The organism is Gemmatimonadota bacterium, assembly GCA_016713785.1.
In the GTDB taxonomy this organism is placed as follows: Bacteria; Gemmatimonadota; Gemmatimonadetes; order Gemmatimonadales; family GWC2-71-9; genus JADJOM01.
Window position 1 is genome coordinate 1 of record JADJOM010000001.1, and the last position, 12,106, is coordinate 12,106.

Below are 12,106 nucleotides of genomic sequence, written 5' to 3' on the forward strand. Positions count from 1 at the left end.
CTTTGAGGCGCGGGTACACCCGAGCGTCCGGGCCAACTACCTGGCGAGCCCGGTGCTGGTGGTGGCGTTCGCGATCGCGGGCCGGGTGGACATCGACCTGGCCACCGAGCCGATCGGCACCGGGTCGGACGGGAAGCCGGTCTACCTGAAGGAGATCTGGCCCTCGCCGCAGGAGATCGCCGACACCGTGGCGGCGGCGCTCAAGCCGGAGATGTTCCGGGAGCGCTACGCCAGCGTCTTCGACGGCGACGGGGTGTGGCAGGCGCTGCCGGTGCCGACGGGCAGCCGCTACGCCTGGGACCCCGGGAGCACCTACGTGGCGGAGCCGCCCTTCTTCCAGAACCTCCCGGCCGTCCCGGGCCCGCTCCAGGACATCCAGGGGGCGCGGGTCCTGGCGGCGCTGGGCGACTCGGTGACCACCGACCACATCTCCCCCGCCGGCTCCATCCCGAAGCACGGGCCGGCGGCGCGCTACCTGCTGGAGCACGGGGTGGCGCAGGTGGACTGGAACACCTTCGGCGCCCGCCGCGGGCATCACGAGGTGATGATGCGCGGCACCTTCGGCAACGTGCGGATCAAGAAACGCTGACGCCGGACAAGGAAGGCAACTGGACGCTCCACGTGCCGAGCGGCGAGGTGCTCTCGATCTTCGACGCCGCGATGCGGTACCAGGCGGAGGGGACGCCGCTGGTGATCCTGACGGGCAAAGGAGTACGGCACCGGCTCCAGCCGCGACTGGGCCGCCAAGGGCCCGGCGCTGCAGGGGGTCAAGGCGGTGATCGCGGAGAGCTACGAGCGGATCCACCGCAGCAACCTGGTGGGGATGGGGGTGCTGCCGCTGCAGTACGAGGCGGGGACCACCCGGCAGAGCCTGGGGCTCACGGGGCGCGAGACGTTCAGCGTCTCCGGGATCGCGCAGGGACTGGCGCCCGGAGGCCGGGTGAAGGTCACCGCGATCGCGGCCGACGGCACGGTCACGACGTTCCCGGCGATCGTGCGGCTCAACAGCCAGGTGGAGCTGGACTACTACCGGCACGGCGGGATCCTGCAGCGGGTGCTGCGGATGTTTGCGGGGCAGGACAAGTAGGCCGGGCGTTGGCCGGGGGGGAAGCGGGAAGCGGGAAGCGGGAAGCGGGAAGCGGGAAGCGGGAAGCGGGAAGAGGGAAGAGGGAAGCGGGAAGAGGGAAACGGGAAACGGGAAGCGGGAAACGGGGGCAGTGCGCCCCGCCCCGCGACCCCGCGATCCGCGGCTAAAGCCGCGGCTCGGCATCCATCGCTAAAGCGAGAACATCCTCACCCTCCGGCCCCGTGGCTGGACCCGCCCGCGCGAAGGCGCTTCAGCGCCTGCAGCCGAGCCGCGGCTTTAGCCGCGAGCACGTGAAGGGATCCCTCTCAGGACGGGATGAAAGCCGCTGGTGGACTCGCCTCGCCTTCCTATTCGCCGGGGCCGCTTCCTCGGTCCCCCGCGCGCGGGGGCCGTCGCCGGGCGGCGCGGGGGGCGGCTGGCGCTTTCCGCTTTCAGAAATTTTCCCGCGGGTCCGGCGATCGTCCTGAGCGTTGCGCGGGATTCCGGAACGCCGGTACGGCGGGACGACGGCCGGGAGAACCTGCCGGAGCGCCGGTACGGCGGGACGAGGGCCGGGAGATGCTGCCGGGACGTCGGTACGGCGGAACGGGACTCGCGCGGGATTTTCGGGAGTCCGGTACGCCGGGACGACGGTCGGGAGATGCTGCCGGGACGTCGGTACGGCGGAACGGGGGTCGCGCGGGGTTTCCGGGACGTCGGGACGGGGGAACGACGGCCGGGACATTCGGTCGGGACGCCGGTACGGCGGGACGTTTGCCGCGCGGGATTTTCGGGGAGATGGCGGCGCGGCCTGGCTCCCGGGCGATTAGATTCCTCCCCATGGTCGATCGCCGCCACTACCCGGTCCGCCGACGGCGCCTGCAGGATCCCGAGGATTACTCCGCCCTCGACGCCCCTCACCCCGTCCGCCCGCATGGCCATGGTCTGGCCGCTCACCCTGCAGGCGTGGGCCTTCTCACCGAGCTCGCCGATGAACCCGACTTCGTCGAGATGTTGGCCGAGTTACACGCGGCGGGCGCTGACTACCTGGTGGTCGGGGCCCACGCCCTGGCGGCGCACGGACGTCCCCGCGCCACGGGTGACCTGGACCTCTGGGTGCGCCCGACCCCTGACAATGCCCGGCGCGTCTATGCCGCCCTGCAACGCTTCGGTGCTCCACTGGACCATCTCACGGTCGGGGACCTGGTCACCCCCGACGTGGTCTACCAGATCGGGGTTCCCCCCGCGCGCATCGATTTCCTGACGAGCATCTCAGGAGTCAGCTTCGAGCAGGGCTGGTCCAGCCGTCTGACCGCGACGGTCGGGGGGCTCGCGGTCCCCGTCCTCGGCCGGGATTGCCTGATCCAGAACAAGCGTGCCGCCGGGCGGCCCAAGGACCTGGCCGATCTGGCGGAATTGGGAGAGTAGTCGATCCGGGGGCGGTTCGGCGGTTAGGCGACTCGGCGATTCGGCGATTCGGCGATGGGTGGTCTTCGAGGGATTCGGGCCTCCCCCGGCTGCCCCCTCTGGCGCGTGCCAGTCGTCGGCTTTGGCACGCGGCGGCGGGAGCACCCCGGGGGGAGGCGCCGCAGCGCCGAGCCAGCGAGCGTCCGAGCCGGCGAGCCGCCGAGCCGCCTACCTGAGGCCGAGCACCGTCAGGGCGGTGCCGCACCAGAAGAGGAACATCCACTTGAGCAGGTCGGACCGCAGGCGTTCGTGGCTGACGTCCATGTCGGCCCGCAGGCCGGTGAGTTCCTGGTGGGTGCGGGCCTCGAGGGTCGTGAGGCCTTGTTGGAACTCGGACCGGAGCCGGGTCTCCATCTCGACCAGGCGGGACTCCATCCGGGACTCCGCCTGGCCGATGCGCGCCTCGACGCGGCCCCAGTTGAAGTCGTTCTGCTCCCGCAGTTCCTGCCGGTAGGTAGCATCCACCTGGTTGAACCATTCCACGAGATCGTTGGCGATCTCGTCGCCGAAGGTGTCGTAGAAGCGTTTCGACAGCCGCGCGGTCACGGGCATGGGCACCTCGCCAGGTTCGGGACGGTGCCCAGTGTACCATACGCTCGGCGGCGGCCAGGGCGCAATCGGTTGCGAAGGGGAGCGGGGAAATGCGCGTGGGCGATTGGGCGATCAGGCGATTGGGCGATCAGGCGATTGGGCGATCAGGCGATTGGGCGATTGGGCGCGACCGAGCCCCTTTCGGGAGCGGCGGAGCCGCGACCTGGGGGCGAGGGAGAGGGCGATTGGTGCTCTTTGAGGGGTCGGGGCCTCCCCTGTGCCCCCTCTGCCGCGCGCCAGTCGTCGGCTTTGGCACGCGGCGCCGGGGGCACCCGCAGGTCGGCGGATCCCGTTCACGGCGGGTACCGTCTCCTTGCCCCGGAGCCGCCGGCCCTGATAGTCCTACTTTGGGGAGGTCCGCCACAGCGCTGCTGCCCCGCCCCCCTCCGTTCTCTTCGTGGATGCCGGTGGGACTGCGTCAACGCAACTCTATTCTGTAATCGGCCTTTCCTCAAGCAGCGTCAGGTGCACCTCGGCCTCAGCGTAGACGAACCGCAGCAGATACTCACGGCGCAAGAGCCCACCGGGAGCATCGGCAGTCCGCCAAGGCCAAGGCATTTCGGTGACTTTCGCCTGCACTCCAAGGGTGTCTGGAGCGAGCCAACTGGGACTTGCGATCCAGAGAAAGTAGCGGGCTCCAGTGTCCGCACAACTCCAGAGATACCTTTCCATGCAGGTGCCGCGCACGATCCCCCGCTCGACCAGCTGCTGCACAAGCCCCTCGGCGTGGCTCCTAGGGACCCGCTCGCGGCGCGAGTCCCCAGGCGAGTAGCGGCCCGCAACAGGGCTCATCGTGAGACGGCCACCCCCGGCCAGATCCAGCTTGAGCAGAGAGGAGCGAATCTGGCGGGCGGTTTCCGCAACAGCCAATTCCTCAGGCGCTGGCGTGGAGGAGTCGACTTGGGCCCCACCGCGGCTTGCAGCGCGCGAACAGGCCAGCAACATGCACGCCATCAAAGCACCGAGCCTGATGGTTGGTTGCGCGGGGCGCACCGCGTAGGTGCTCGAGGCGGCATTCATGGCGCAGAAACACGCTTCGCGACAGAGCACATCGACGATTTTCCCTCCGGGGAGCCCACACGTAGCCCCAGCCGCCGCGAGTTGCTGCTCTTCCCGACCGCGACCACCCAAAACCCCTGGGTTGCGATCGCCCAGTCACCGCCCCTTCCGATATCACCGAACGTTCCGCTGAGCTTGTCGCCGAAGGTCATCCCGCTCCCTAGTTCGGGCCAGGGCTTGCCGGCATTGGGATGCGAATGCACCAGCGCAAAGTGCTGACCGGCAGTCAATGACGCACTGACACCGAACGCATCATTCGGGTCATGACTTCCTTCGATCAGGCCACCGGCTACAAGTCCCCCAGCGGAGCCTGAGAGTGCGACGCCGAACTCTGGCACTCTTCCAAGGTCATCTGGCTGAGAACTCATCGAGGCGTCCCATACATCATTTATGGCGCCCTCCACGGATGCCTCGTTCAACCACGCCGGACAACCGTTTCCTGCTCGTTCACTATTGGTCTTGAAGTTGAAGCGCGCGACCATGCCGAGATCCCAGCCTTTGACGAAGACCCCATCGATCTCGATTCCGTGCTCATAGCAGGTGTCGAAGCCCGGGCACGGATCCTGAAACGGCTGGGGCGGCCCCCCCTCCGCCCACTGCCCCGAGGGGTCTCGCAGGACCAGCGCCTGTCCCCCCACATACGCATACAAATTCTCACCCCCCGCCGCCCCGGCCGGATCCTCCTGCACGAAGCGCCGCTGGCCCGGGTCGTAGTACCGCGCCCGGTGGAAGTACCAGCCCGTCTCCGCATCCCACTCCCGGCCGGTCCAGCGGTAGCGCAGCGTCACCCCGGACCCCGCGGAGGCGGCGACGCTCCCGTAGGGCGTGTAGCCATAGGTCCTGACCCAGGTGCCGTCCCGCTTGATGATCTGGTGGACGCTGCCCAGCTTGTCCGTCGCCACATAGTAGTGATCGGTCGCGGCCGCGGTGGCCCGGAACGCCACCAGGTTGTCCGTCCCCGGCCCCCAGACATACCGGGTGCCGATGGTGCTGCCGGCCGAGTCGGTCTCGAAGGCCACCTGCCCGCCGTGATACACGAACCGGGTGAAGCCCACCGTGCCGCCGGTGGCGGCGGAGTAGACCCGCTTGGCGATGCGCCGCCCGAGCACGTCGTAGGCGTACCGCGCGATCAGCGTGGCGCCCTGGGCCACCCGCACCAGACGGTTGAGGGCGTCGTAGGCATAGGTGTAGGTGACGCTGACCGTCCCCGAATCCACGGCCTGGATGAGGTTGCCCGCGGCGTCGTAGCTGTAGTTCCAGGCGCGGCTCGCCCCATTGGCGCGGCGCAACATGCGGTTGGTGGTGCCGTGGAAGACCTCGCCGCCGCCAACGGTGCCGAGGTTGCCGGCCCGGTCGATAGTGTAACTCTCCGTCACGCCGCCCGACAGGCTGCCGATGCCGTCCCAGGTGCTCAACCGCTCCCGGGCGTCGTAGAGGAGCTCGGCCCGCAGAGTATCCGCGGCGCCCCCGAGCCCACGGATCTGGTTCCAGACCGGCTGCAGGGCCGGGAGCGCGTCGTTCTGCGCCCCCTGGTCATCCGCACCGGCCCCCCAGGTCGAGGGACCTGCATCGCCGTCGACCAGCGCTTCGGGGTGCCGTCGCTGGTATAGCTGAGCGCGTTGGTGACCCGGAGGCCCGCACTCCGGATGGAGTCGGCCACCAACCGGCCCTGGTGGTCAAAGCTCAGCAGCAACGTGTCTCCCAGCGGCGTCATCAAGGCATCCACGAGCCCACGGACCGCTTCGTATCGCGTGCGCCAGCTGCCCAGGGCATCGGTCATGAGGCTGTCCCGCTCGTACCGGTCGGGGGCATAGGTGGTGACGCGAGCCACCCCCGCTCCACACGGTGTCCGCCTTGAGCCGGCCCCGCTGGTCATACACCAGGCTGAGGTCGGGGCGGGCCCCCCCGACGGAATCCACCAGCCCGGTGACCCAGATGCGCGTGAGCTGGCCGAGCGGGCCCGCGTAGGCCTTCCGGACCGTGCCGACGGTCGGGATGACCGTCAGGGTGTCGCGGTTACGACTGTCGTAGTCGGCGGTGATCAGGTGGCCGCGCCGGGTCCAGGTCTTCCGGAGGTTGCCGGCGATGTCATACGCGAACGAGTCTACCCCTTGCGATGGGTACTCATACGGGTAGGCCCTGACCACGCGCCCCAGGCGATCCCGGATCGTGACTGTCTTGATGCCCCGCTCGCTGATGCGCACCGAGTCACGGCCCGCGCGATCATAGCGCACACGAACGCGCTCGACCAGTACCGAGTCGCTATCGAGTGGGACTGGCCAGGTGGGCGTCGCGCAGGGCGTATCGCAGGTGAAGCTCCGGATGGTCCGGATCGAATCGACCAGGTTGGAGGAGGCACTGAAGAAGGTCTGGGTCCGGCGCCACTGCACCTTGCCCAGGGCCACCGGCACCTTGCGCTCCACCTGGTAGGGTCGGCCGAAGGCGTCCCACATGAGGTTGCGCGCCACCGTGTCCCGGCTCGGCGTGATGGTCTGGGAGAGGATCTTGAGCGGGCCACTGTACTTGTAGAGCGTCGCCGCCGCATCGCCGGGGGCGCGGGTGGAGTCCACCATGCCGTCGGACCGGTACCAGACCTGGGTGGTATCGGGGCCCGGGGTGTTGGGCCGGATGCTCCGGATGGCGTTGCCCCTGGTGTCGAAGTCGGTCTTCCAGACCTGGCCCCGGGCATCGATGCGCTGCACGACCCGGTGATTGGCATCGTACAGCAGGCTGTCGAGCCGGAGCACCCCGCCTTCGCCGGCCGGCCGCACCAGGTAGCGCCCGGTGACGCGCCAGAGGTGGTCGTAGGCCACGTACGACCGGCTCGAATCCGCGGTCTTGCCCTCGCTCCAGCGCAGGAAGCCATCCCCGTTGAAGGTGCTCCGGGCCAGCACGCCGAGCGCGTCCCAGCTCAGCCGGGCCTGGCCCCAGCGATTCGGCCAGGCACGGGTCCAGTGGTTGCGTGGATCCCGCAGCTCCACAAAGGCCCCGGCGCTGTCCAGGAGACCAGCCCCCGAGGCCCCGGGTCTCGACCGCGGTGTAGCCAAGGGTCGGGGATAGGCTGTCCCCGACCTCGTTGCGGACCTTGGGCAGGGTGGCGAGGGTGGGGCGGTACCGGAGGGCGGGGTCATAGGTGACGGCCGTGGTGTCGCCCAGCACCCCGATCACCCGCTGGAGGAGGGTGCCGGCGGCCACCGACTGGTAGGCGAAGGTGGACGTGTACCCGCCGCCATTCCCGGAGGCGGGGTGAAGGCCGTCAGCAGGCCGCCGCTCACCGTCACCGTGGCCACCCGCCCGCCCGAGGTGGTGATGGAAGACAGCGCGTTCCCGGTGTAGGTGAGGACGATCTCCGACCCGACCGGATCGCGGACCTTCCAGAGCGTGTCGGTGGCCCCCTTGTACACCAGGGGAATCGCGATTGCCGTTCTGGTCCACGGCCGCGGCCAGGCGCCCGTAGCTGTCGAACCGGACGACCGCGCTGTCCCCCCGGGCGCGGAGCACCCAGCCCGTGGCGGTCCTGGTCAGGAAGGTGAAGCTGCCCGGCGGCGGGACATACAGGCTGTCCCCGAACCCGCGATAGACCGTCGCCGCACCGGACGGCGCGACCAGCAGGCGGTCGTCCCCGCCGCCACGACTTTCGTCGCCACCGATGGCCACCACCCGTTGCCGTACATGGAGCTCCGGCGGTCCACCAGCACGACCTCCACCGAGTCGCTCACGGTCCGGGTACTGTCGCTGGCCGTCACCGCCACTTCCACCCGCAGCCACTTGCGCGTGGGGACCGGGAAACTGCTGGAGGTGAAGTCCCCGCGAGCACGCCGCGACAGCGGGGCACCGCGCCCGTGACACAGGACGGTGCGGCGATCCGGAGGGTATCGAGCCTGGTCAGGCCGTCGAGGAGCCGCAGGACGACCACATCCAGGCTGGTGCCCGGCGGCAGCCGTGGCTCCACGTCCACGGGGACCAGCACCCGCGGGGCGGACTGCCGGGTCGAATAGACGAGGCCCAGGCTGCGCGGAGCGTTCATCGAGAAGTAGGGCACGGTGGCGACGCCGGTTTCCACCTCGGCACCCGCCACCGAAAGCCCCGGGCCGAAGGGGGCGGTGAACGCGCTGCCGAGGGCACCCACCGGCACCCCGGTGAGGCCCACCACGGGCATGCTGTCGTGGGGGAGCACGGCCCAGCGCGTCAGGGTGGTGCACAGGGAGTACACCGAGCAGGCCGTCACCGTCACCAGGGCGGAGTCGCCGTTGAGCACGTTGAGGCCCCGGACCGAGTCGACGGCCCATTCGATCAGCCCGCGATTCCAGCGCGCGACCGTGAGGGAATCCGACCGCCACCGGGTGACCGTGTCGGTGCGCCAGGCCAGCACGGTCTTCGTGGTGTCCAGCGCGGCGTACTGGGCCGCGATCTGCGCGCGGACGATCGGCATGCGGTTGCGCACCACGGCGCGGCCCGAGGGGCCCGGTGCTCGCCGGGCTGAGGGTGATGAGCGGTGGGCCGTGCACGGTAACACCGAGGATGCCGATGGCGGTGTCGTCCTCCCCCCAGCTGGCGCGCAGGTACGCCTGCCCGATCCCGGGGCTGCCGACGGAGTAGGCGAGCGTCACCGTGAACGACGCCCCGCCGGCCAGGGTGCTGCGACTGCTCGGCGTCACCGAACCGCAACTGACCGGGGTGAGTTGCTCGCAGGTCAGGGTGATGCCGGTGATGGGGGTGCTGCCGCAGTTGGAGACCGTGAACGTCTGGTTGTGCGGGCCCGTGTTCTGTGCCCGGACCACGCCCGTCGGGGTGGTGGTGATGTCGAGGCCGGCACACCCGCTGAGCGGGGCCTCGATCTGGGCGCGGAGGGGGGCGGCGCTGGCGCCAACGAGGACCAGGGCGGCCGCGAGGGTCCAACGGGAGAACGCGACGTTCGCGGGATGATGCACCGGGAGGCTCCGGAGTGGGGATGCCTCCTTGCTATGTCATGGGGCGTGCCATCGGCGCCTGGCCCCAAGTTGTTTGCGTGGCGCCACTTGGCTCGCGCGCCGCCAGCTTGTCGCAGCGACAGCGGCCCGCCGTGCGACAAACGGTGCGACACCGTGCGACTAGTTCTGTCCTGCACCACCCGCGGGGCTCACCGGGGGCTGGATGCCCAGGCGCTTGAGGCGGCGGTACAATGTGGCCCGGTGCACCCCGAGCAGCACCGGCCCTGGCTGGGGTCTACCGATTCCTGCTGGCGCTGTTATCGGGGGGAAAGGTCACGAGCTACGCGGTGCCCGTGTCAGCCGGCAGGCGCTCTTCGGCAATTGTGGTACCCCGGTGCATCGTGCACCCCAGCCCCCCGCGGGTCCGTGTTGTGAGCCGAGGCACGCCTGGGCGAGGCCTCCGGAGAACCCCTGATCGCGGACGGGCCCACTTCCCACTCTTCCCCGGCGGCTACCTGCGCATATCCGACAACCCACGCGACGGGCGCCCCGGCGCCGCGTCCCACGTGATCTCGCCGGGGGGGCCTCACTCGCGGAGGTCACGTTGGCGCCGTCGGTTGAAACGACTTGCAACTTCCCAGCAGCCCTGCGCCGGCGGCGGTTCCAGCTGCTCCAGGCGATCAATCTTTGCAAACAGCCATTCAACTTGCTCGCCACGTGCGTTCGCGTAGGAATGCGCCTCGGCGTGTCCGTACTGTGCCGCAAGAACACGTGCTCGTGACTCAGTCGGCGCTCGAATGAGCACCACTCGCTCCTCGCACAACGGGCGCAGGCTCCTGATACCGCCAACGCGGCTCGCGAATGTTAACGTCGCGGAATACCATTTCAACCTAGCCGTCATGAACTCTCACCGGGCAGTGGCTCATGAACTCCGCCCCGTCCACTCCCCAGATGGAAGCGGGCAAGTAAGGGCACTGTCTACGCGCTACTTATCAAATCTACTGTCAGTTAGCAGCTTCTTTGCCGTCCGCGCTGCACGGTCACCGGCCTTCGCGAGCCGTTCGATCTCCTCCATCGTCTTTCCCAGCATTTCACCCGGGAAGCGGCGATTGATGGAGCCCTTCTTGGATTGGAAATGATCTCTTGGGCAGTGGGGGACTTGGGTTGCTCGCCGGCACCGCCGGCTGGCGTGCCGGCTGCGTCCGCAAACAGCACGTTCGTGACGAGCTTGCCTACGCCCAAACCAATTGTGGCTCCCCCTCCAATCGCTACGGTGGTAACTGCAGCCCCGGCGGGTAGGGGCTAGGCCACCGGAACCGGCGGTAACCAGAGCCCCGTTGTACAGCCAATCGCGCACCCGACAGCAGCCCCAAGTGCGGTGGAGGTGGCCTCGATTGCGTTGCAGAGGACGGCTTCGACCCCATCCTTTGGACACAACCCGAAAGGATCCGTGTACGTGACACCCCTATTGCCCGATGGGGGTGGAGGGTGACCACCAGCTCCTAGCCCGCCGGCCCCGGCCCTCGAGCACCCCTAACCCGGAGTGCTCCCATGATCTCCTTCCCCGGCGCGAGCGCCCAGACGGCCGCCGCCGTGGTCGGCGTCGATGCCGGCAAGTTCTCTCACACCTTGGTCGTCCGGCCCAAGGGCCAGGCAGACTGCAAGCCGTTCAGCTTTCCCACCACCCGCCAGGGGTTTGAGGCGGCGGTGGCGTTCCTCAGCCAGCAAGCCCCCAGTGCCACGCCTTCCACGATCCTCGTCGGGATCGAGTTCGCCGGCAATTACGGCTTCACCTTCGCCCACTTCCTGGCCCAGCTCGGCGTTCCCGTGGTGAGCGTGCTGCCCGCCCACACCAAGCGCTGGAAGGACGTCGCCCATAACCAGCCCTTGAAGACTGACGCCAAGGACGCCGGCACCATCACCGATCTCCTCGCGCAGGGGCATTTCGTCCGCTTCCCCTTCCTGGCCCCGGCCTACGCCGATCTCCGCTACCTGGTGGCGGCGCGGGAGCGGCTGTCGCTGCTCCGCCGCGGGGCGATGACCCAGCTGCGGAGCCTCTTGCAGGTCGTGTTCCCGGAGTTCGAGGCGATCTTTCCGCTGCTCACGAAGAAGACGCCCTTCGCCATCCTCCGGGCGTTCCCGACACCGGAGGATCTCCTCAAGGCCCCGAAAGCCAAGGTACTCCGGGTGCTGCACTCGGCCAGTCGCGGCCATCTGGGCGCCGAAACCTACGAGCGGCTGATCGTCGCTGCGAAGGCCACCTTGGGGTTGCCCGGAGCGCAGGGTCGGCTGCGTCAGGGAGATCGGCCTGGTCCTCGAGCGGCTGGCGCTCTTCGAGACTCAGATCAAGAGCCTGGAGACGGCGATGGTCGACGCCCTGCAAGGGGTGCCCGAGACGCCCTACCTCCTGAGCATCCCCAAGGTCGCCCCGGTTACCGCGGCCGTCTTCCTCGGCTCGATCGGCGATCCCCGGGCCTACGAGTCGAGCGGCCAGATCCTCCGGGTGGCCGGGCTCTCCTTGATCGAGCGCTCCAGCGGGATACTCCGCGGCACCAAGCGGATCTCCAAGCGGGGCCGGCCGCTGCTCCGCCAAGCGGCGTACATGTTCGCGGTCCGGAGTATCACCAAGGACGGCCTGTTCCGGGCCGAGTACGAGGCGCTGTGCCAGCGCAATGGCGGCCAGAAGATGAAGGCCGTGGTGGCGGTGATGCGCTCGGGGCTTCGGCTCCTCTACAGCGTGGCGCGCGACCGGCGGGTCTTCACGGCCGAGCCGCCGGTGTGGCGTGAGCGGCCGGCGCGGCAAGCAGTCTCGGCCTGAGTCGCTATGCTGGACGGCTGGCCGGCCGGGACGAAGGAGCCCTTGTTCGCTTGAGGCAGCCCATTGGGCTGGCCTCCCATTTTACACGGCTCCCCTGGCCGAGGGTCCGCTCGAGTCTCCGATAATGGGGTGTCGAGGGTCGCCCGCGTCAGCGGGCCACGCCTCCGAGTTGGGCTAGGATCGAGCTACGCGGGG

7 protein-coding genes and 2 pseudogenes are annotated in these 12,106 nt (G+C 69.2%); 4 read left to right on the forward strand and 5 right to left on the reverse strand.

Annotated features, from left to right (window positions below; translation table 11 throughout):
- Both IPJ95_00005 and IPJ95_00010 read left to right on the forward strand, forming a co-directional pair.
- Positions 1-1,087 (forward strand): annotated as a pseudogene (locus IPJ95_00005) (aconitate hydratase).
- 990 nt (positions 1,088-2,077) lie between these two features.
- On the forward strand, positions 2,078-2,494 hold the full coding sequence (locus tag IPJ95_00010) for a hypothetical protein (protein MBK7922022.1): 417 nt from the start codon (positions 2,078-2,080) through the stop codon (positions 2,492-2,494).
- A 207-nt stretch (positions 2,495-2,701) separates the two neighbouring features.
- Here the strand turns inward: IPJ95_00010 and IPJ95_00015 are convergent, their stop codons facing one another.
- The 5 genes from IPJ95_00015 to IPJ95_00035 form a co-directional block, all read right to left on the reverse strand.
- Positions 2,702-3,085 carry a hypothetical protein gene (locus IPJ95_00015; GenBank protein ID MBK7922023.1) on the reverse strand — a complete coding sequence of 128 codons (384 nt, stop codon included), beginning with the start codon at positions 3,083-3,085 and terminating at the stop codon, positions 2,702-2,704.
- A gap of 1,055 nt (positions 3,086-4,140) precedes the next feature.
- Positions 4,141-5,598 carry an RHS repeat-associated core domain-containing protein gene (locus tag IPJ95_00020; protein MBK7922024.1) on the reverse strand — a complete coding sequence of 486 codons (1,458 nt, stop codon included), beginning with the start codon at positions 5,596-5,598 and terminating at the stop codon, positions 4,141-4,143.
- Between the two features lie 261 nt (positions 5,599-5,859).
- Complete coding sequence (locus tag IPJ95_00025) at positions 5,860-7,164, reverse strand: hypothetical protein (protein MBK7922025.1); 1,305 nt, start codon at positions 7,162-7,164, stop codon at positions 5,860-5,862.
- 761 nt (positions 7,165-7,925) lie between these two features.
- Positions 7,926-8,615, reverse strand: a complete 690-nt coding sequence (locus IPJ95_00030; protein MBK7922026.1) for a hypothetical protein — start codon at positions 8,613-8,615, stop codon at positions 7,926-7,928.
- A gap of 1,064 nt (positions 8,616-9,679) precedes the next feature.
- Positions 9,680-9,994 carry a DUF4288 domain-containing protein gene (locus tag IPJ95_00035; protein ID MBK7922027.1) on the reverse strand — a complete coding sequence of 105 codons (315 nt, stop codon included), beginning with the start codon at positions 9,992-9,994 and terminating at the stop codon, positions 9,680-9,682.
- Between the two features lie 650 nt (positions 9,995-10,644).
- Here IPJ95_00035 and IPJ95_00040 point away from each other — a divergent pair.
- A pseudogene (locus tag IPJ95_00040) lies at positions 10,645-11,169 on the forward strand (transposase).
- A gap of 289 nt (positions 11,170-11,458) precedes the next feature.
- Positions 11,459-11,911, forward strand: a complete 453-nt coding sequence (locus IPJ95_00045; protein ID MBK7922028.1) for an IS110 family transposase — start codon at positions 11,459-11,461, stop codon at positions 11,909-11,911.
- The last annotated feature ends 195 nt before the right edge of the window (positions 11,912-12,106 follow it).